Genomic DNA, 19,655 nt, shown 5'->3' on the forward strand with positions numbered 1-19,655 from the left:
TGACGCCGGCGGGCTGGGTGCCGCCGACGAGACCGGCCCACCCCAGTGGACCCTGAACACCCTCACCGAGGCCGCCCGGGCCGAGGGCATCCAGATCCAGCGCAGTCAGGNTGCGCCGGCGGCACACCCGCTCCTGGGCGGCAAGCCAGGACCCCGACTTCGCCCCAAAAGGGCGGCGGTCGTCGAGCTCTACACCCACCCGCCGGCGCACACCACGGTGATCTGCGCCGACGAGCTGGGGCCGGTGATCCCGCGCACGTTCCCGCCGGCACCGGGCTGGTCAGCCGACGGCCACCGCATCAAGGCACCCCTGGAGTACTCCCGGGGCAGCGAGAAGACCTGGGTCTTCGGCGGCCTGCGCATCCGCGACGGCCAGGAGGTCACTGCTGCACCCCCTCGCGTAACAGCGACGGCTGGATACAGCTGTTGACCCTCATCGCCCAGGCCAATCCCCGCGGCCCGATCCGGGTGGTCACCGACAACCTGTCCACCCATACCAGGGGGAGGTACGGGTCGATGCACAGTGCGATCGGGGCGATCGTGATGATGTGACGGTATGGGGGGACAGCGAGCGCGCGGTACCGGCACGGCATGGGTGGCGGTGGGGCTCGCCGTCCTGGCGGTGGCGGTCACCGTCGTGGTGTGGAGGACGTGGGACGACGCGCTCTCCGCCGGGGTCACCGGCGGGATCGGCCTGGCGGTGACCGTGGCCGGGGGATGGGTGGCCTGGGCCGCCTACCGGAAGCCCCCGGATCTGGACCTGGCTACCGTTGCCGACCAGATCGCCGATGCCGTGTTCAAGCAGTGGGACGGCGAGCTCAGACGGCGGCAGATCGGTGATCCGCATCCGCTGCCGGTGGCCTGGGATCCGGCGGATGCGGCGTTGACCGAGGAGTGGTCGTCGATCCGGCAGCAGGCCGCGAGTGGGGCCTGGCCCCCCGAAGCGCCTGAAAGACCGTGGGCGACCGGCCCGGCGCAGCTCGCCGGTCGCGACAAGAAAATCATCGACGTCCTCGACCGGATACCGACCGGCCGGCTGGTCATACTCGGCGAGCCGGGTGCGGGTAAGACGGTCCTGGCTGTCCGGCTGTTGCTGGCTCTGCTCGCCCGCCGTGCCCCGGGCGGTCCGGTGCCCGTGCTGCTGTCGCTGGCGTCGTGGAACCCCGCCGACCAGGACCTGGCCGCATGGCTGGAGGCCAGCCTCATCCGCAACCATTCCGGGCTGGAGGCTCCCGCTCCGGACGCCACCGGCGAGGACCGTAACCGGGCGCGGGCGCTGCTGGACCGCCGGTTGCTCCTGCCGATCCTCGACGGTCTCGACGAGCTTCCTCCGGCGCTGCGCGCCACCGCGCTCGCGAAGATCAGCGAGATGCTGCCGGACGGGCAGGGCCTGGTCCTGACCTGCCGGAAACAGGCGTTCCGCTGGGCGGTCCGTCCCTCCTATTGGGGTGGGGCCGAAAGCAAACTGAAAGGCGCCGCCGCGGTCGTGCTGCGTCCCCTCACGCCGGACGATGTCGCCGACTATTTCCGGAAGGCCCCAGGGGGGCCGGTGGTTACCGCCCGCTGGGACGAGGTCGTGGCGTCCTTCACCGCTACCTCGCCACCGCCGGTGGCGCGGGTTCTGACGACACCGCTGATGGCCAGTCTGGCGCACACCGTCTACAACCCGCGGCGCGGCGAGTCCCTGCGGGGCGTGCCCGAACCGGTCGATCTTCTCGACCCGGCCCGTTTCCCCACCGTCGCCAAGGTACGGGAGCATCTGCTCGACGAGTTCATCCCGGCCGCCTACCGTCCGCACCCGCACCGCGGGGCACAGCGGCGGCTGCGATTCCTTGCCCGCCACCTGGAGGAGCACCTGCACGGCACGCCGGACCTCGCCTGGTGGCAACTGCCGGCGGCCGCACCGCGGCCGTTCTTCGACCTCACGGTCCGAATCGCCTTCGGACTCACGTTCGGGCTCGCGATGGGATGCTTGGCCAGGCTCATGTTCGGACCCCAGATCGCCCCCGAGCTCGGGGTCATAGCCGGGCTCGTGGCCGGGGACAGGTTCGCGCGCGTGTGCGGCCCACGGGCGGAACCGTCCCGTGGAGTGCGCTGGCAACCGAACCCGACCGGATTCCGGATCGGACGCGTGGGCGGGCTCGCATACGGGCTCGGATACGGTCTCACCGCCGGATTCGCGTACGGGCCGGTGGCCGGGCTCGCGTGCGGGCTCGCGGCCGGGCTCGCATACGGGCTCACGGTCGGGTTCACGTTCGGGCTCACCGGGGCGGCAGCCGATCTGCGGACGGCGGCGAGCCCGCAGGCGGTCCTGGAACGAGACCGTCGGGCCTTCCGCATTCTCGGGTTCACGCAGGGGCTCTCGGGCACGGTCACGTACGGGCTCGGCGGCGGGCTCATGATCCTGCTCGTGGGCGGGTATGCAGACGGCGGGCTCACGGTCGCGCTCGTGTTCGTCCTCGCCGGCGGGTTCATGGGAGTGCTCACCGGCGGGCTGTCTCAGGCGGTATGGGGATGGTTCGCGCTGGCTCGCCTGCGCCTGGCGGCGTCCGGCCAGGTGTCGTGGCGGTTCATGGGCTTCCTGGCGGACGCGCATGAGCGGGGCGTCCTGCGTCAGGTGGGGGCCGTCTACCAGTTCCGCCATGTCGAACTGCAACGCCGCCTGGCCCGCTGAACCTGAATGCACGCGCGACCAAGAGGAGCAGGGCCACCGCCGTTTCTCGTGGTCCTTCCCGCCTTCACGCGCCAGCTCCCACGCAAAAACCACCCCCGCTCGCGGCAATACCCACCTCTCGAACTCCGCCCGCATCACCCGCGCTGGCACCGCCGCCGGCGTCCGGCTGATCCGAGCTTGGTTACTGCCCGTGAAGAAGTCCAGCAGCCGCACGTTCTTGATCTCGCAGTCCCCGTACTCCATCTCCACCGTCAGCCCGCGGGTTGGCTGCTCCATATCAATCTTGGCGCTCAACCAAGTTACGAAACAACCTTTAGCGATCCGAGTCGGAAGACCTACGATCAAGATTCGCCAGTGTGTGCGAATGCAACGGTACTGCATGAACGTGTCGTGGTAAGGCTGAGCTTCAGCGTCGTGACCGATGTGGTCGAGCAGCGCCGTGATATGATCAAGCTGGAAGGGATTGTTAAATACTGTGGGTAACGTACGCGATTGCTTGTTGCTCGAGAAAACGATGGGTTCTGTGTGCTCATTGTGGGTGCGGACGTTGCGGACGTTGCGGAACTGTCTGACGGTCAATAGCACCCTCCGGCATCTGCGGTCGCTGCGACCTGCGCGTTCGGGCATTCTTTGATATCGGTAGATATGTTCCGACATGTGTTTCTGGGGTCTTTTAATCTGCGGGTTCAGGGTTCGATCCCCTGGCGGCCCACCGCATAGCGTGATGGACGTCCAGCCTGTGGTGGTCTCGTCTTTTTGATTCTTTAAGGAAGATCGTTAGAGGATTGCGGGCTCAACGCGGACTCAAATCTCACGATCTTATTCGTCGGATGATCGTGCGGGCTCAGTACCTTGATTCATTTTGATGACGTAGCGTGACTAACGCCCTGCCTGGGCTCGCCCGCCGGGAAATCGACAAACTCCGATGCCGGGACTGGCGGACGGGCGGGACGTCAACGCATTATTTGATCATGTCTGGCTGGACGTCGAGACGGCGGACCTCGCCAAAGCAACAGACCCTGGTCTGCGACCCCCAAGAACTATTCGATCTTAATCGAAGGCCCTGGGATCACCATCCGTCCGGTCGCGCTGCAGCTGCTGACCAGGGATGATGCCAGTGAGCGCTGGTCCAACTGTCCTGTGGTCGCAGTCGAACATGAGTTCCGTAAACCTGGTAGTTCCCGCACCCGCGGTCCGGTTGGTGACGGTGACCGGGGCGGGGCATCCTCCCTGTCAGGCGGCGAAGCCGCCGTCTACGGCTATTGCGGTGCCGGTGATGTAGCGGGCCGCGTCGCTGGCGAGGTGAGCGACTGTCGTGGCGATCTCCTCGGCGGTGCCGTAGCGGCCGAGTGCGGTGAGGCTGCGCTGGAAGGCGGCGGTGGGGCTCCCTTCGGGATTCATGTCGGTGTGGATCGGGCCGGGGTGGACCACGGTTGCGGTGATGCCGCGCGGGCCGAGGTCGCGGGCCAGGCCCTTGGTCAGGCCGGTCAGAGCGGCCTTGCTCATGGAGTACAGGGTCGTGCCGGGGCCGGGAACACGTTCAGCCAGGCAGGTGCCGATGGTGATGATTCGGCCGCCCTCGGTCATGTGCCGGGCCGCCGCCTGGGCGGCCAGGAATGCCGCGCGGACATTGACCGCAAGTGTTCGGTCCACCTGGTCCAGAGTGGTCTCATCCAGGGGGCCGGCGGCGAAGATGGCCGCGTTGTTGACCAGGATGTCGATGCGGCCCAGTTCGCCCACGGTGCGCGCGACCGCGCCGGTCACCGCCTCGGGGTCGGCGTTGTCGGCCTGGATGACCAGCACGCGGCCCCCGTCGGCCTCGATCTGCCTGGCGACCCGCTGGGCGGCGTCAGCGTCGCGTAGGTAGGTGAGGGCGACTGCCGCGCCCGTGCGGGCAAGCCGCCGGGCGATCGCCGCTCCGATGCCTCGGCTGCCCCCGGTCACCAGCGCCACCTTGCCCGCAAGCTCTGTCATGTCTGCCACCTTATTTCTATGTCGATCGACACAGAAATACCTACCAGGACGCGCGTGTGGGGGTCAAGATATATTTAACGATCAATACAGAATTGAGGTGGGTGATGGGCAGGCGCGGACGGCCACGTGGCTTCGACCGGGACGTCACCCTGCGGCGGGCGATGGTGACGTTCTGGGAGCGGGGCTACGAGGGCACGTCGATGAGCGATCTCACCGCCGCGATGGGCATCGCCTCGCCGAGCATCTACGCCTGCTTCGGCAGCAAGGAGCAGCTCTTCCGGGAGGCCGTGGAGCTCTACGGCGCCACCGAGGGCGACAAGGTGTGGCGCGCGCTCGACGAGGCGCCCACCGCCCGCGAGGCGGTGCGCCAGATGTTACGCAGCAACGCCGACTCTTTCGCCGACCCTGCGACACCGCCCGGCTGCATGATCGTCCTCGCCGCCGCCGGCACGACCAAGAACGACGACGTGCGCGCGTTCCTTGCCGAGCGACGCCGGAACATGCACGAAGCGATCCACGCCCGACTGCGCCGCGGGGTCGCCGACGGCGACCTGTCCGCGGACGCCGACACCAACGCCATGGCAGCGCTGTACACCACCGTCCTGCAGGGCCTGTCTCTACAGGCCCGGGACGGCGCCCCTCACGACACCCTGGAAGCAATCATCGACGGCGCGATGGCCGCCTGGGACGGCCTGACCTAGACGAGTAAGATCGCGGCCGCCAGCGCGAGGATCCGCTGGGCGACGCGGATCCCGACGCCCTCGCAGCTGCGTCCGCTGTGGTGTTCCAGGTCAAGCTGCCCTTTGAGGGTGTCGTTGACCGACTCGATGAGCTGGCGGACCAGCCCAGGGTTCGGACTTACATACTCGTCTAGTCGGTCAGGAGCAGGTTGTGGAGTTTGTCGGGGTCGAGGATCAGGTCGATCGTGGCGATACGTTCCTCGATCACGGTGATGCCGGCGACCGCGATGACGCCGGCCGATGTTCGAGCGACGATCCCGGCGGTGCCGTTGACCAGAGCCGGCTGGCAGTGCCGCGCGAAGCGTGGGCCCTGGGCGGCGACCTGCCGTGCGACGTCCGCGGCACCGGTGAGCAGGGCGGGCACGGGCCGGGTACGTGAGCCGGTGTCAACGCGGAACACGACGTCGGGATCCAGCACCGCAACGAGGGCGTCGAAGTCGCCGGCGCGGGATGCCGCCAGAAACGCGGCCACGACCCTACGCTGTGTGGCGATGTCGGCGTCCGGGACGGTCGGGCTGCCCTGCACCCGGCGTCGGGCGCGGCTGGCGAGCTGACGGGCCGCGGCGGGTGTCCGCTCGAGCATCGAGGCGATCTCCTCGAACGGTATGGCGAACATGTCGTGCAGGACGAACGCGAGCCGTTCGGACGGGGTGAGCGTTTCGAGCACGACGAGCAGGGCCAGGCCGACGGAGTCGGCGAGCAGCGTCTGCTGTTCCGGGTCGTCGCTGTCGTCGACGTTGACGATCGGCTCGGGTAGCCAGGTGCCGACGGAGTCCTCCCGGCGGGCCTGGCGGGCACGCAGCATGTCGATGCACACCCGTCCCACGACTGTCGTCAGCCAGCCACCGAGGTTGCCGATCGAACCGTCGTCGGAGCGGCTCAGACGCAGCCACGCCTCCTGGACCGCGTCCTCGGCCTCACTGCGCGAACCGAGCATGCGGTAGGCGACCGCGTGCAACTGTGGGCGCTGTCGCTCGAACTGCTCGGCCTGCCACGTCGCATTGTCCACGGATCACCGCTCCTTCGATCGAACCCCTCCTGAGCAATGACGAATCCGGCACCGCCGATGTGACGGGGCCGGCCGCACCGGCCCGGCCGACCGGTCCCGGGTCCTGAACGTCGTCGGCAGCGGCGCCCACGGGGTGACGAGGGTAACAGTCACATCCGCCCATCGGGATCCGACAGAGAGATGACAGTCGAACGCGGCTGACTCCGAGCCGGCGGCCACGGCGGCCGCACATGGGAGGGATCTTGAATTGGACGCAGTCGCCAGTGGCGCAGGGGTCGAACGCCTGATCAGAATTTCCTCGCTGATCGGCGGACTTGCCGGGAACCCCGGTGTCCTGGTCGGCGCGCGGCTCGTGCAGGGTCTCGGCGTCGCGCTGATGCTGCCGGCGGCACTGTCGATCCTGACGACGACGTTCACGGAAGGCACCGGCCGCCACAAGGCGCTGGGAGTCCGGTCCGGGGCGGGGTCGGCGGTCTCGCGTCCGCCGTCGGGGTGTTTCTCCCGACATGCCGCCGGACGATCGTCAGGGGTCGCATGTCGGTAACCGACACCTTCAAGATCAATCAGGACTGGCGGCAGCGCGATCCCCTGACCAGCCAACTACCCGTTCGGAGCGCAGATGACCAATAATACGAACGCCGAGAACAACCGTACGTCGCCACCGGCCGGCACGGTCGACTTCACCATGATGTATGTGGCACACGCCGCTTTCACCCGTGACCTGCAGCGCCTGCGGCTCGCATGCGAACGTGGCCACCTCCGGACGCCGGCAGCACGCGCGCGTTGGGCGGCGTTCACCAGGCAGCTCCACATCCACCACCAGGTCGAGGACGCCATCTTGTGGCCCCTGCTGCGCGACAAGGCGCTTCGGCCTGACGAGATCACCGTTCTCGACGCGATGGAGGCCGAGCACTCGCAGATCGGGCCGCATCTCGAACACATCGACGACGCCCTCGTATCGGACAACACGGCAGGACTCGTCAGGAGGATCGACGCCTTCACCACGAGTCTGACCGCCCACATGCGGCACGAGGAAAACAAAGCCCTGCCACTGGTGGAGACGTATCTCGGCCCTGACGGATGGGCGGCGTTCACCACGACGATTCGTAAAACGCAGGGCCTGCGTGGGGGCGCGGAATTCCTCCCGTGGCTGCTCGACGGTACATCCGAGGGAACACAGGCCAAAATTCTCGGGATGCTGCCGCCGCCCGCCAGGTTCCTCTACCACCGGATATGGGCGCCCAAGTACTACCGCACCGCGGGTACCACCGCATGAACGGATCATTCGGAAGGAGCGTAACCATGAGGATCGTCGTTTTCGGCGCCAACGGGCCGACCGGCCGGCTGCTGACCGGACAGGCGCTGGCCGCCGGTCAGCACGTCGCCGCGGTGACCAGGCGACCGGCGGAATTCCCGATCACGCATGAACAGCTCGACGTCGTGGAGGCCGACGCGCATGACGCGCGGGCCGTCGACCGAGCTGTCGAAGGAGCCGACGTCGTACTCTCGGCGCTCGGTGTGCCGTTCACCCGCAAGCCGGTCACCATCTACAGCGACGGCATCCGTAACATCACAGCCGCGATGGCGCGGCACGGGGTCAAGCGCGTGGTCGTGGTGAGCTCGAGCGCCGCCGAGCCGCACCATCATGCGGACGGCGGTTTCCTGCTGAACCGTGTCTTCCAGCCGTTGATCACAGCGACGATCGGAAAGACGACCTACGCCGACATGCGCCGTATGGAGGAATTCCTGCGCGGCGGCGACCTGGACTGGACGATCATGCGTCCCTCGGGCCTTTTCGATGCGCCCGGTGTGACGAGCTACGAGCTTCGCGAGGACCAGGCGCCGGGTGTCTTCACCAGCCGCACCGACCTTGCCGCGAGCCTGCTCGAACAGGCGACCGATACCCGGTTCGTGCGCAGGGCTGCCGCGGTGACAACCTCCGAAGGCGCCCCCACACTGTTCCAGCTGCTGCGCCGGGAGGCACTCAAACGGGACTGACATCCGGTGCGGACGGCGGGCTCGCGGTGGCGATGCGGAGAACCGTAGGCAGCCGGGTGGGTTGTCTACGCGCCTGTCACAGAAGGCCGGCCAGCAATACTTCTCCGCGGCCTTGTCGCTGCCGGCAAGCCGCACCGGCACCGCGAGCTGCGGTGGTGACGCCGCTCCTCGCGATCGCATGAGAGCCGTGTCTTATCTCTCAAATCGACTCGTCTCCCGTGGATGTTGAGCGACGTGATCGTGTGGGCTTCTCCCGAGCAAGAACCGTCGGTTTCATTCTCTATACATGAGCACATTGTCGCAGGTCAGCGCATTGATAAATGCGATCATGTAATCTGTTGTTCATGGCTCACAGGACCACGTATCGATCTGGAGTGCATCCCGACTTGCGCGGTACGAGACCCCGACCGGGACCTCATCCGCACCGCGCATCTTCTGGAATCCACTATGCTGGACTTTGTCCTGCAAGCCCTCGACCGACTGGACAGTTGGAGACCAGGCTTCATGCGGAAACGTTTACGTTTGTTGACCCTTGTCGTCCTCTCGTCGATTGCGCTCGTCCCGCTGATGGCCGGGCAGGCAGAGGCCGCTGGCAACATCACGAGCACCGTTGGCTCCTTCGATCCCTATGCCCATTCGGAGGCCCTCTTCCAGTGGGGTGGTACGAACCGCCTCACCGCGGTCACGCTGAAGGGGGCCGACGATGGATGCGACGGTTATAAGATCGGCGTCCGGCTGGTGACCGTCCCCAACCGCGGCGCCAAGCACTACTGGCCCTGGCACGGCTACACGACCGGCTGTGGCACGACCTACACCTACAACACGTACGCCGTCGATTCGAACGGAATCCAGTACGCCACCGTGGAACTCGGCGTTTTCAAGGGCGGCACACTGATAGGCACCCGGGAAGCGCCCATCTCCAGGAGGCCGAGCGCCTGAAACGACAGATCGACTGGTCGCCGGGTAGATCCGCTATCGGCGGTGTAACCGCGAAGCCCCCGGTGGTTGGGCCCGTTCGGGGGCTCGTTCTTGAGGCTGGTATCCGGTGGCCCGGGAGCGTACTAGCGTCCGCCCGGTTCCGTGCGGCCGGGCGAATGCGATCTCCGCGTCTCCTGAAGGGCTGATGAAGTGCGGCATCCTCGTTCTTTCTGATCGATACATGACGTAGCACAGGTATCACGAATTTCACCGGCACGTGGGAAGGGTGGGTTAACGGTTCCGGGCACGGAAGGTACGCCGATAGGCGGCCGGTGAGACGCCGACGGAGGTGCGGAAATGCTGTCGGAGGGAGATGTCGGTACCGAACCCGGCCTGTCGGGCGACGAGGTCGATCGGCAGGTCGCTGTTTTCGAGAAGGTGCCGGGCGTGTTCCAGTCGCTGTCCGGTCAGCCATTGGCCGGGGGTCAGGCCGACTTCGTCGCGGAACCGCCGGGTGAAGGTGCGTACGCTCATGCTCGCGTGGGCGGCGAGTTCGGCCAGGGACAGCGGTTCCGACAGGCGTTCGAGTACCCAGGCGCGGGTGGGAGCGGTACTGGCGGCCGATGGTGGCGGGACGGGACGTTCGATGTACTGGGCCTGTCCTCCGTCACGCCACGGCGGCACGACGCAGCGGCGGGCCGCGCGGTTGGCGACCTCGCTGCCGTGGTCGCGGCGAACGAGGTGCAGGCACAGATCGATGCCGGAGGCGGCACCCGCTGAGGTGAGCACGTCGCCGTCGTCCACGAACAGCACGTCGGGGTCGACCTTCACCCGGGGGAACATCCGCTGGAAGCGGTCGGCCTCCAGCCAGTGGGTGGTGGCCGGGCGTCCGTCGAGCAGGCCCGCGGCGGCCAGGAGGTACGAGGCCGTGCAGATCGACACGATGCGTGTACCCGTCGGGATGCGGGTAAGCGTGCCGGCTACCGGCTCGGGCAACTGTCCGGCTGGGCCGATCTCGAGTGGATGGACGGGTGGGATGACGACGGTGTCCACCGCCGCCAGGACCTCGGCTGTGTGGTCGACGGCGATGCTGAACCCCGCGTCGGTGCGGACCGGCCGGCCGTCGACGGTGCAGACGACCACCTCGTAGAGCGGTTCACCGGCCGGCCCGACGGCGGCGGTGAAGATCCGCGCTGGAATGCCGAGTTCGAACGGGATGACTCCGTCCAGGGCGAGCACAGCGACCCGATGCATGGCCAGATCCTATCGGATGGTGTCTCACGGGCCACTTCCGGCGGATCAGGTGCCGGGTCATCCTGGCGTGGTGGTTCGGCTCCCCGCGTAGGGGTGGCGGAGACGGGGGCGTGTCGACGTTTCCGTTGGTTGTCCTGATTCTCCTGGAAGGAACGCTGCATGAAGTCGATCGTGTATGAGCGGGTCGGGGGATCCGATGTGCTGCGGCTGGTGGAGCGGGTGGAGCCCGAGCCGGGGCCGGGTCAGGTCCGTGTCCGCGTCGCCGTCTCGGGGGTGAACCCGACGGACTGGAAGGTGCGCCGGGGAGCGCTGGGTTCGTCGCTCCCGCCGACAGGTCAGGTTCCCAACCAGGATGGCGCCGGCACCGTCGACGCGGTCGGCGAGGGAGTCGATCCCGCGCGGGTGGGACAACGTGTGTGGATCTGGGAAGCGGCCTGGCAACGAGCTGACGGCACCGCGCAGGAGGCGATAGTGCTGCCTGCGCGCCAGGCGGTGCCGCTGCCCCCGGCTGCCTCGTTCGACCTCGGGGCGAGCCTCGGCATCCCGGCCCTGACCGCGCATCGTGCCCTCACCGTCCACCCGGACGGTCCGTCCGTCCTCGGACCGTCGGCGCTGGCCGGCCGGACCGTGCTCGTCGCCGGCGGCGCGGGAGCGGTCGGGCACGCCGCGATCGAGCTGGCGCGCTGGGCCGGGGCGAACGTCGTCTCCACCGTCAGTTCTCCGCGGAAGGCGGCGTTGGCCTCCGCGGCCGGCGCGCACCATGTCGTCAACTACCGCACGCCGGACGCGGCCGAAGCGATACGCAAGACCGCCCCCGACGGCGTCGACATGGTGGTCGAAGTGGACCCCGTCGTGAACGCCGAGCTCAACCAGCAGGTCATAGCCCCGAACGGGGTTGTCGCCATCTACGCCGACACCAGCGGCTCGCAGCTGACCGTTCCCCTCAGGGCGCACATGTTCGCCAACACCCGCCTGCAGTTCGTGCTCGTCTACACGATGCCCGACGCGGCGAAGCGCCAGGCCATCGGGGACGTGAGCGCCGCCGTGGCCGCCGGCGCCCTGCGGGCCGGCGAAGACGCCGGGCTGCCGGTGCAACGCTTCCCGCTGACCGAGACGGCCGCCGCGCACGACGCGGTCGAGGGCGGCGCGGTCGGGAAGGTACTCATCGACGTCCGACATGACGGACGGTCGAAGCCACCGGCCTCGCGGTAATCGCCGAACAGGAGCCGCGTTACCGCAACGCGGACAGTTCGGCCCTGTCCGCGTCGTGGTGCCCTTCAGGAACCGTGAACTCGTGGAACGAGGAGCAGCGCTGATGACCGGCCAGGCGACGACAGAGCACTCGGACGGGAAAGGGATGCCGGCGTTGCCCGCAAGCGCCCGCCGGCTGTTCGCATCGGACCGGGAGGCAACCGTCGTGACGATCGACCCTGACGGTACGCCGCAGGCCTCGCTGGTGTGGATGGCCCTCGACAGAGGCAGCCTCGTCTTCGGCGTGGAGGAGCATCGCCGGAAAGTGCGCAACCTGCGCCGGGACCCGCGAGTGACAGTCATCATCCACGACAACGAGCGAACCGCCGACGGAGTCGCGGACGGCCTCACCCAGTACCTCACCGTGCGGGGCCGAGCGACCCTCCTCGGCCCAGGGATCCCGGACGAGCTCACCGCGCTCATGGACACCCTGGCCCGGCGCTATCTCGGCACCGACGTCTACCCCTTCGGGAACCGCGGCTCCGAAACGGGAATGATCGTGCGGATCGCGGTCGAGCGGATCGGCGGCGTCGGCCCGTGGGTGGACTGACACGGCACTGTTGCACTCGTCGATTACCAGCAATCTTGGATATGGATCTTCCCGTCGGCAGGAACTCCTACAACCAAATCACGGAGGCTTCAGACACCCCGGAACGGCTCAATGTTCCGACACGTGTTTTAGTCCGCGGGTTCCGGGTTCGGGCCCCTGGCGGCCCACCATGCAACGTGACGAGCTATCTGAGCCGCATGTACAGGTCCGACTTGTCGGTCGTGCCGGGTCGTGGGTTGGTGAGGTGGCGGACGGGCAGCGGCCGGATCGCCCGGCCGCCCGAGCCGGGCTGCGGGCGTGAGCGCAGGCGCGGGCCACCGCGGGACCGATGCGGTCTGGCGCGCTGACCACTGACGTCACCGGGCGCCACCGCCGGGGCGGTCAGGACGGGCGCCACCGGCCGGGGCCGGCTGCCCTGCGCAGCGCCTGGTCCAGCGCGGGCACGGTGACCCGCAGCCGATCCAGCTCACAGAAGGTCAGCGCACCCGTGGTTTTGTTGATCATGGGCGCCTTCGTCCGGTTCCGGTAGGGGAAAGCCACCTCGTCCCGGGCGAGAGCCAACTGCAGGCGCCGACTGCCCGGGTCGACCCACGCCTGTTTCACGTCCGTCCAGCTCAGCCGGTAGGTCTGGTCGTCGCGTTGGAGGGTCAGCCCGCCGGCATCGAGCTCGAGATAGTCGGGATTCGACGGATCCTCGAAGAAGAGCACGACGCAGGCGATGGCGATGAGCGTGGCGATGCCGCCGACGATCACGCCGATGACGTCGAGCCACCAGGCGTATCCGACGACGAACGCCGCCACGAGCCACGGCGCGGCGGCCACCGCGAGCAGGAACACCGCGGCAGCGAGATAGCTGGCCTGGGGCTTGCCGGGAAAACTCTCGCCGAAGTTCATCAGGCAACCGAGCAGGCCCAGCAGCCCGAACCCACTGACCAGCACCCCGATGGCCAGCATCCACCAGGGAAAACCGACCGCGAAGACGGCCACCAGCCACGGCGCCGCGCCAAGCGCCGTCAGGATGACGCCGCCGCCGAGGTCGTCATAGTTCGGTTTGAAACCGGTCCGGAAACCGTCCTCGTCGGAGTCCCCGCCGGCTGCCGTGCCACCGCCGGCCCTGCCGGGGAAGGAGCGGTGGGCTGGTGGGGAGTCGGGCCGCCGCGGCCGCGGCGCCGGTTGCTCGGCTGGCTCCGCCTCGTCCGGTAGCCCGGTGGGCGGCCTGAACGCTGTTCGCCCCGCCGCCGGAGTCGACCGCGCCCCGACCCGGGCCAGCCGGCGGCGCGCGTCCGACTCGGACATGCGCTCGCCCGGATCCTTGACCAGTAACCCGAGCACGACGGCGACCAGATTGCCGTCGGTCCGCATCACCGGCGGGTCCTCGTACAGCACGGCGTGCATCGTCGCCGGCCAGTTGGACCGCTCGAACGGACGGCGGCCCTCGGCCGCGTGGTAGAGCGTGGCACCCAGGGAGAACAGGTCGCTGGCCGGCAGCAGGCGCTCCCCCGCGAACCGCTCCGGCGCCATGTACGCCGGCGTGCCCGGGGCGAACCCGCTCTGGGTGATCGTGGGATCCGAGTCGTGCAGGGCCAGCCCGAAGTCGATGAGCACGACCCGGCCGTCCGGGGTCAGCAGGATGTTCGCCGGCTTGACGTCCCGGTGGGTGACGCCCAGATGATGCGCGGCGGTCAACGCGTCCAGCACGGCCAGCCCGATCCGGGCCACCTCCGGCGCGGGCAGTGCCCCGGTCCGGACGGCGTCGGCGAGCGTCCGCGCCGACGGCACCAGCTCCATGATGATCCACGGCATGCCGTCGTCCACGACCACATCCAGGATTGTCACGATGTGCGGGTTGTGCCGCAGCTTGGCGATGTTCTTCGCCTCCCGCTGTGCCCGGCCGATCCAGCGCTCCCGTTCGACGGCTGTGGCGCCGGACGGCACGTTCAGCTCCTTGACCGCGACCTCGACGCTCAACACCTCGTCCACCGCCCGCCAGACGGTGCCCATCCCACCGGCGCCGAGGGACTCGACCAACCGATACCGTCCGGCGACCAGCGAGCCCGTGCGCCTGGTCAAGAATCTTCCCCCCGTTCGTCGCGAACACGGATTGTTACGGCATTCTCACCGAAAATTCGCGCATGAATATCGTAGGTGAGAGCGGATCGCGGCCAGTGGTGTACTCCCGCCACCGCATCGGTGACGGAGCACCGCCAATCACCGGGCCGATCGCGTGATCGTCGCCAGAACCGACTCCACCCGCGTAGCCAGCGCGCACCCCGCCTCCGTCGGTCGTCATGTGACGGTCGTGCATGCGGCCAGGGTGCCGCGGTCGGCCACTGGTCGTGTGCTCTCGGGGCCGCCGGCCTCCTCGAGCCGCTTTACCCGCGGAACACGCGCGGGCCGGGGATTCGGAGAAACCCGCGATGGGTATGGGCGTTCTCGCGTTGCGGCGTGCGGTTGTCGGTCCTGCCCTCGCGTTCGGTCGCGGCGCGGTGATGTCACCGATTTGTCTGGCCCGCTGCCATCCACACAGCTGACGATCCACCCGACATACCGCGTAGGGTCGAGTGTGGCCGACACCTTGCGCAGCGCGGACACCAGTTGGGTGCGGCATGGGTTGGGAGGTGACGTTCATGTCGGATTCGCTGGACCTGGGCGGGCCGCTGACGCCGCCCGCGGCCGGGGCCGCCGTGACAGGAGCCGCTGGCGGCGCGCTCGAGCTCTCCCCGCCGACGCCCGTTCCGGTTGTCGCCGACGATCGGGTGGACAGCATGATTCCGCTCGACGAAGCGACCCGGGCGGAGCTGCGCAGGAGGGCTGTGGCGTTCGCCGACGACCTCGCCGCGCAGGACCCGAGAAGCCCGGCGTTCCAGGACAAGATCAACGATATCGCGTCGATGGGCCAGCGGGAGATCGTCGCGAGTGCCCGGACGTCCAACCGGATGCTCGAGCGTCCGGCGGCGGCGCTGCGCAGCACCCGCGGTGGCCGTGGCGGTGATGCCCAGGCGCGAGTCACCAGCACGCTCGTCGAACTACGCCAGACGGTGACCGAGCTCGACCCGGCGAGGGCCGATCTGAAGGGTGCCCGCAGGTTACTCGGCGTGGTGCCGTTCGGCACCAAGATCTCCAACTACTTTCAGCGCTACCAGTCGGCGCAGAAGCAGCTCGACGCCATTATCAGGGCGCTCGACTCCGGCCAGGACGAACTGCGCAAGGACAACGCCGCCATCGAGCAGGAAAAGGCGGAGCTCTGGGTCGCGATGGGCAAGCTCACCGAGTACGCGACTCTTGCGAAGGCGCTCGACAACGCGGTCTCGGCGAAGATCGATCGGCTGCGGGCCGCGGATCCGGGGACCGCTGACGCGCTTACCTCGGATGCGCTGTTCCCCATCCGCCAGCGTCAGCAGGATCTGCTCACCCAGCTGGCGGTGAGCGTGCAGGGCTATCTCGCCCTCGACCTCGTCCGCAAGAACAACCTCGAGCTCATCAAGGGCGTCGACCGGGCGCAGACGACGACCGTCGCCGCACTGCGCACGGCGGTGATCGTCGCTCAGGCGCTGGCGAACCAGAAGCTCGTGCTCGACCAGATCAACGCGCTGAACGCCACGACGAACAATATGATCATGTCGACCAGTGAACTGCTGCGCCAGCAGTCGGGCCAGCTCCAGGAGCAGGCGTCGTCCAGCACGGTCAGCGTCGAGGCCCTGCAGAAGGCATTCGACAACATCTTCGCGACGATGGACGCCATCGACACGTACAGGGCGAAGGCGGTCGAGAGCATGGCGGCGACCGTCACCGCTCTCGAGACCCAGGTGGGACGCTCGAAGTCGTACCTGGAGCGGGCCCGCGCCAGCGAGGGCTGAGCGACGCTCGTCATACGATCGGCACGGACAGGAGGTGCCGTGTTCTTCCGACGGCGTTCCCGCACCGCTGAGGAACCCAGGAACCAGGCAGCCTCGGCGGCCGGTTCCGAGCCGCGGGACACGGCCGACGTCGTCCGCGAGGTCCAGCAGCTGCAACGGGAGCTTGCCGGGATCGTCGCGAGGGCGAACACGGACGGAGGACGGCTGCCGCCCGGAGCCGTGCCGACCGTGCGCGACATTGATGACGTCCTGCGGCCGTTACTGAGCTACATCGAGGTCCAGTCTGCGAGTGAGGAGGAGATGAGGCATCTCACCGCCATAATCCACGAGTACCTCCCGCAGGCTCTCGGCGACTTCACCGCGTTGCCGGTCCAGTACACCGAACGCCCCGGTGTCACGGGCACCACGCCCGCCGAGGACCTGATCCGCCAGCTCCAGCTGCTCGACGAAGGCGCCAACGAGCTACAGGACCTCGTCTACACCGGAGACGCCGCCAAGCTGGCGATCCAGGCGCGTTTCCTGGACGCCAAGTTCCGCCGTTCGGACCTCGATTCATGACTGTCATCCTGCCCAGGGGCGGGAACGTGCTGCTGTCGGACGAGGCACCCGGTATCGAGCGGGTGGGCATCGGCCTCGGCTGGAGCGGCGGGTCCGGCTCGGCCGCCGTCGAGCTGGACGGTTTTGTCGTCCTCGACAACGGCGGTGCGACGTCATCCCAGGTGCTCCTGGCCCATCAGGTGCCGAACCCGACGGAACGGGTCGGCGCTTCCCCGCCGCCGCGCCCGCTCGTCGGTGACGTGGAGAAACTTGTTGTCACGCTGGCCGCCGTGCCGGCCGAGGTCAGCCACCTGCAGTTCGGAATGGCGATCTACGACGCGGCCGGGCGCGGGCAGACGTTCCGGTTGGTGCGCCACGCCTACATTCGAGTCCTGAACCACGCCGACAATGTCGAGATCGCCCGCTACAGCCTGGATCCGGGAATCGGGCTGGAGACGGCAATGATCTTCGGTGAGATCTACCGTCACCTGAGGGGATGGAAGTTCCGGGCCGTTGGACAGGGCTACGTTACCGGTCTTCCGGGACTCGCCGGAGCCGACGGAGGGGACATCGCGACGGCGCATCCCAGCAGGGCGGCCGCCTTTCTCACGCGGGCCTCGCCGGCCCGGACCCGGCGGAACGTGGCCGCGCATCTGCACCCGCCGCGCACCGACCCACCCAGGGTGCCCCCGGTGATCGTGCCCTCGTCGCCCCCACGCCCGCAGCCCCCGCATGCACCGCCCGCCGAGCGGGACCCTGCCGTGGCACGGCTGCCCACACCGCCGACCAGGCCCGCGCCCCCGACCAGACCCGCGCCCCCGGCCGGACCTGCGGCACCGGCCACGCCCGTGCCGGCAGCTACCCGTTCGCTGCTCGACCTCAGCGGGCCCGACGAGGCCACCGCGGCAGCCGTGGCCCGTGCGACGGCCACCCGTGCCTCGGCACGGCCGTCATCCACCCGCATCAACTACGGCGAGCATTCTTCGCGTCACAAGCAGCGTATGGAACATGTCACCGTGCTCGATGACGATCATCCAGCCACTGCCTGGACGGAAGAGAAACGTGGCTCGGGCACCATGACCGTGACTCTGCAGTGGGCGCTGCTGAAGACCCAGACGGGACTGCCCCGCCCGAGCAACATCCACCTCGGCTGTCTCTGGCAGGCGAACGATGCGGCGGCTGGCCTCATGCAGGACCTCGGCGACACCGTCAGCGCCCCTGGGCACGCGGCTCCCCGCCAGGTGTTGCGGCTCGGCCGCCGCGACGAGCTGGAAGGGCAAACGATCTTTGTTGACCTGGGTGCGCTCCTGACGTTCAGGCGCTTCTTCGTTTTCGCCTACGGGCTGCACACCGGGCCGGAGTGGTCCCTGCTGCGACCGGTGCTCACCGTCGCAGCCCGGACCGGCGAGCAACTCACAATCCGCCTGGGTGACGCGCCACCGAGAGCTCGGATCTGTGTCGTCGCGTCGTTCCACGTCGCGCAGGACGACGTGATCATCCGGCGGGAGAACGACTTTCTCGAGGGAGCCCAGGCCGACGTCGCCGTGCGTTACGGCTGGTCACTGGAGTGGAGTCCAGGCGGGGAAACTCTGCGCGACGTTCCGTAGCGACATCGCCGGCCGACGACGGTCTCCGGCACCGAACGGCGCGTCCCGTGCCGGGAGAGGCTGTGATCCTGTCACGCGCTGCCGGACGGCTTCGCGGACGCGTCGTCCCGCGCGATGACGCCGATGTCCGCCTGGTCGGTGAAGAGCCCGTCGATGCCGGCTTTCAGGTACCTCACCTGCTCGTCGATCGCCCGGCCGAAGTCGTTGGGACTGGTACCCCGCCGGTAGTCCGCTGGCAGGAAGCTGTTCTCCGCCCGGAAGGTGTAGGGATGCACCACCAGCCCCGCGGCGTGCGCGTCGGCGACCAGTGCGGTCGGTGTGCCCAGCGTGCCGTCCGCGGCCCACGGGATGACCTGTGTCTTCTCCGGTCCGATGCCGTTCGCGTAGCTTGCGATCTGCCGCAGCCCGGCCGGCGTCGACAGGTCCGCGTAGGTCCGCGGGTCACCGGCGTCGACCAGGTCGAACGGGGCGCCGGTGGCACTGAGCAACTGCACCAGGGCGGTGCGCAGACCGAGCCCGCGCAACTGACCCAGGTTCTTCGTCTCGAACGACTGCACGAACACCGGGGCGCTCTGGTTGTTCAGGCCATGCCTGCGCAGGGCGTCCACGAGCCGCTGCTCCAACGGCAGACCGGCCTTCTGGAAATACGTCGGATGCTTGGTCTCCGGGTAGACTCCGATTTCACGACCGAGTTCGCGGGAAAGTCGCTGGCGCAGTTCCAGCACTTCGGTGAACGTCGGGATCTCGAACCGGCCGTCATATATCGTGTTCTCCTGCCGAACGGCTGGCAGCCGCTCCTTGGCGCGCAGCGTTTTCAGCTCGGCAAGTGTGAAGTCCTCCGTGAACCAGCCGGTGGTCGGTACACCGTCCAGTATCTTGGTCGCTCTGCGGGAGGCGAACTCCGGGTGGTCGGCGACGTTGGTGGTGCCGCCGATTTCCGGCTCGTGTCGGCAGACCAGGACGCCGTCCCTGGTGGGCACAAGATCTGGCTCCACGAAGTCGGCGCCCAGCCGGGCGGCCAGTTCGTACGAGGCCAGGGTGTGCTCCGGGCGGTAGCCCGACGCGCCGCGATGCCCGATCACCAGCGTCCGCTGGCGCCTGTTGCCACCGGAGCCGGCGGACGCCACACCTACCGAGGCGGCCGAAGCCGTCGACAGGACGGTGGTGGTGGCGAGCGGGGCCACAACAATACCNTCGACAGGACGGTGGTGGTGGCGAGCGGGGCCACAACAATACCCGCAATCACGGAGCGGCGGTCCACGTATCAATGCCGCTAAGATAAGAAC

General features: G+C 68.3%; 17 protein-coding genes and 1 pseudogene. 12 read left to right on the forward strand and 6 right to left on the reverse strand.

Annotated features, from left to right (window positions below; all coding sequences use genetic code 11):
* Positions 1–426 precede the first annotated feature (426 nt).
* Positions 427–552 carry a hypothetical protein gene (locus FrCorBMG51_RS35185; protein WP_268760596.1) on the forward strand — a complete coding sequence of 42 codons (126 nt, stop codon included), beginning with the start codon at positions 427–429 and terminating at the stop codon, positions 550–552.
* A 4-nt stretch (positions 553–556) separates the two neighbouring features.
* Positions 557–2,674 carry an NACHT domain-containing protein gene (locus FrCorBMG51_RS32180; RefSeq protein WP_047225095.1) on the forward strand — a complete coding sequence of 706 codons (2,118 nt, stop codon included), beginning with the start codon at positions 557–559 and terminating at the stop codon, positions 2,672–2,674.
* A gap of 1,233 nt (positions 2,675–3,907) precedes the next feature.
* On the opposite strand, the gene FrCorBMG51_RS22960 is transcribed toward FrCorBMG51_RS32180, so the two are convergent.
* The gene (locus FrCorBMG51_RS22960; protein ID WP_047225096.1) at positions 3,908–4,648 is read right to left on the reverse strand and encodes an SDR family NAD(P)-dependent oxidoreductase; all 741 of its coding nucleotides are present in this window, start codon (positions 4,646–4,648) and stop codon (positions 3,908–3,910) included.
* A 104-nt stretch (positions 4,649–4,752) separates the two neighbouring features.
* Between FrCorBMG51_RS22960 and FrCorBMG51_RS22965 the strand changes: the two genes are divergently transcribed.
* On the forward strand, positions 4,753–5,349 hold the full coding sequence (locus tag FrCorBMG51_RS22965) for a TetR/AcrR family transcriptional regulator (RefSeq protein ID WP_047225097.1): 597 nt from the start codon (positions 4,753–4,755) through the stop codon (positions 5,347–5,349).
* Here the strand turns inward: FrCorBMG51_RS22965 and FrCorBMG51_RS32185 are convergent.
* Both FrCorBMG51_RS32185 and sigJ read right to left on the reverse strand, forming a co-directional pair.
* Positions 5,346–5,531 (reverse strand): annotated as a pseudogene (locus tag FrCorBMG51_RS32185) (IS982 family transposase); the annotation flags it as partial. The gene FrCorBMG51_RS22965 and the pseudogene FrCorBMG51_RS32185 overlap by 4 nt on opposite strands.
* Entirely contained in the window at positions 5,519–6,397 is an 879-nt protein-coding gene (gene sigJ, locus FrCorBMG51_RS22970) for an RNA polymerase sigma factor SigJ (protein ID WP_047225098.1), read from the reverse strand. The pseudogene FrCorBMG51_RS32185 and the gene sigJ, both read right to left, overlap by 13 nt.
* Positions 6,398–6,644: 247 nt before the next feature.
* On the opposite strand from sigJ, the gene FrCorBMG51_RS22975 reads away from it, so the two are divergent.
* The 4 genes from FrCorBMG51_RS22975 (at position 6,645) to FrCorBMG51_RS22990 (ending at position 9,334) form a co-directional block, all read left to right on the forward strand.
* Complete coding sequence (locus FrCorBMG51_RS22975) at positions 6,645–6,941, forward strand: hypothetical protein (protein WP_047225099.1); 297 nt, start codon at positions 6,645–6,647, stop codon at positions 6,939–6,941.
* A gap of 75 nt (positions 6,942–7,016) precedes the next feature.
* Positions 7,017–7,673, forward strand: a complete 657-nt coding sequence (locus tag FrCorBMG51_RS22980; protein WP_047225100.1) for a hemerythrin domain-containing protein — start codon at positions 7,017–7,019, stop codon at positions 7,671–7,673.
* A gap of 26 nt (positions 7,674–7,699) precedes the next feature.
* Positions 7,700–8,395, forward strand: a complete 696-nt coding sequence (locus FrCorBMG51_RS22985; protein ID WP_047225101.1) for an NAD(P)-dependent oxidoreductase — start codon at positions 7,700–7,702, stop codon at positions 8,393–8,395.
* Positions 8,396–8,842: 447 nt separating this feature from the next.
* Positions 8,843–9,334 (forward strand): hypothetical protein, encoded by a 492-nt coding sequence (locus FrCorBMG51_RS22990; protein WP_139342451.1) that lies wholly within the window; start codon positions 8,843–8,845, stop codon positions 9,332–9,334.
* A 270-nt stretch (positions 9,335–9,604) separates the two neighbouring features.
* Here FrCorBMG51_RS22990 and FrCorBMG51_RS22995 read toward each other — a convergent pair whose 3' ends face one another.
* Entirely contained in the window at positions 9,605–10,567 is a 963-nt protein-coding gene (locus FrCorBMG51_RS22995) for a GlxA family transcriptional regulator (protein ID WP_047225103.1), read from the reverse strand.
* A 159-nt stretch (positions 10,568–10,726) separates the two neighbouring features.
* Between FrCorBMG51_RS22995 and FrCorBMG51_RS23000 the strand changes: the two genes are divergently transcribed.
* Together FrCorBMG51_RS23000 and FrCorBMG51_RS23005 are read left to right on the forward strand one after the other, a co-directional pair.
* Positions 10,727–11,779, forward strand: a complete 1,053-nt coding sequence (locus FrCorBMG51_RS23000) for an NADPH:quinone reductase (protein WP_047225104.1) — start codon at positions 10,727–10,729, stop codon at positions 11,777–11,779.
* Positions 11,780–11,882: 103 nt separating this feature from the next.
* Entirely contained in the window at positions 11,883–12,368 is a 486-nt protein-coding gene (locus FrCorBMG51_RS23005) for a TIGR03618 family F420-dependent PPOX class oxidoreductase (protein WP_083731302.1), read from the forward strand.
* 381 nt (positions 12,369–12,749) lie between these two features.
* Here the strand turns inward: FrCorBMG51_RS23005 and FrCorBMG51_RS25830 are convergent, their stop codons facing one another.
* The gene (locus FrCorBMG51_RS25830; RefSeq protein ID WP_052914966.1) at positions 12,750–14,438 is read right to left on the reverse strand and encodes a serine/threonine-protein kinase; all 1,689 of its coding nucleotides are present in this window, start codon (positions 14,436–14,438) and stop codon (positions 12,750–12,752) included.
* A gap of 557 nt (positions 14,439–14,995) precedes the next feature.
* Between FrCorBMG51_RS25830 and FrCorBMG51_RS23020 the strand changes: the two genes are divergently transcribed.
* Genes FrCorBMG51_RS23020 through FrCorBMG51_RS23030 form a run of 3 tightly spaced genes read left to right on the forward strand, consistent with a single transcriptional unit; the run spans position 14,996 to position 18,369 of the window.
* On the forward strand, positions 14,996–16,225 hold the full coding sequence (locus tag FrCorBMG51_RS23020; protein WP_047225110.1) for a toxic anion resistance protein: 1,230 nt from the start codon (positions 14,996–14,998) through the stop codon (positions 16,223–16,225).
* Positions 16,226–16,264: 39 nt separating this feature from the next.
* The gene (locus tag FrCorBMG51_RS23025) at positions 16,265–16,783 is read left to right on the forward strand and encodes a hypothetical protein (protein WP_047225106.1); all 519 of its coding nucleotides are present in this window, start codon (positions 16,265–16,267) and stop codon (positions 16,781–16,783) included.
* Complete coding sequence (locus FrCorBMG51_RS23030) at positions 16,780–18,369, forward strand: TerD family protein (RefSeq protein ID WP_047225107.1); 1,590 nt, start codon at positions 16,780–16,782, stop codon at positions 18,367–18,369. Before FrCorBMG51_RS23025 ends, FrCorBMG51_RS23030 begins: the two co-directional genes overlap by 4 nt.
* Positions 18,370–18,440: 71 nt before the next feature.
* On the opposite strand, the gene FrCorBMG51_RS23035 is transcribed toward FrCorBMG51_RS23030, so the two are convergent.
* Positions 18,441–19,526 carry a glycerophosphodiester phosphodiesterase gene (locus FrCorBMG51_RS23035; protein WP_047225111.1) on the reverse strand — a complete coding sequence of 362 codons (1,086 nt, stop codon included), beginning with the start codon at positions 19,524–19,526 and terminating at the stop codon, positions 18,441–18,443.
* Between the last annotated feature and the right edge of the window lie 129 nt (positions 19,527–19,655).

The organism is Protofrankia coriariae (assembly GCF_001017755.1).
GTDB classification, from domain to species: domain Bacteria; phylum Actinomycetota; class Actinomycetes; order Frankiales; family Frankiaceae; genus Protofrankia; species Protofrankia coriariae.

Bases quoted from the DNA above. Each gene is read 5' to 3' on its own strand.
- FrCorBMG51_RS23020 (WP_047225110.1), top strand. From the start codon at position 14,996: ATGTCGGATTCGCTGGACCTGGGCGGGCCGCTGACGCCGCCCGCGGCC.
- FrCorBMG51_RS22980 (WP_047225100.1), top strand. From the start codon at position 7,017: ATGACCAATAATACGAACGCCGAGAACAACCGTACGTCGCCACCGGCC.
- FrCorBMG51_RS22995 (WP_047225103.1), bottom strand. From the start codon at position 10,567: ATGCATCGGGTCGCTGTGCTCGCCCTGGACGGAGTCATCCCGTTCGAA.
- FrCorBMG51_RS22985 (WP_047225101.1), top strand. From the start codon at position 7,700: ATGAGGATCGTCGTTTTCGGCGCCAACGGGCCGACCGGCCGGCTGCTG.
- FrCorBMG51_RS22965 (WP_047225097.1), top strand. From the start codon at position 4,753: ATGGGCAGGCGCGGACGGCCACGTGGCTTCGACCGGGACGTCACCCTG.
- FrCorBMG51_RS23030 (WP_047225107.1), top strand. From the start codon at position 16,780: ATGACTGTCATCCTGCCCAGGGGCGGGAACGTGCTGCTGTCGGACGAG.
- FrCorBMG51_RS22990 (WP_139342451.1), top strand. From the start codon at position 8,843: ATGCTGGACTTTGTCCTGCAAGCCCTCGACCGACTGGACAGTTGGAGA.
- FrCorBMG51_RS23005 (WP_083731302.1), top strand. From the start codon at position 11,883: ATGACCGGCCAGGCGACGACAGAGCACTCGGACGGGAAAGGGATGCCG.
- FrCorBMG51_RS22960 (WP_047225096.1), bottom strand. From the start codon at position 4,648: ATGACAGAGCTTGCGGGCAAGGTGGCGCTGGTGACCGGGGGCAGCCGA.
- FrCorBMG51_RS32180 (WP_047225095.1), top strand. From the start codon at position 557: ATGGGGGGACAGCGAGCGCGCGGTACCGGCACGGCATGGGTGGCGGTG.
- FrCorBMG51_RS23000 (WP_047225104.1), top strand. From the start codon at position 10,727: ATGAAGTCGATCGTGTATGAGCGGGTCGGGGGATCCGATGTGCTGCGG.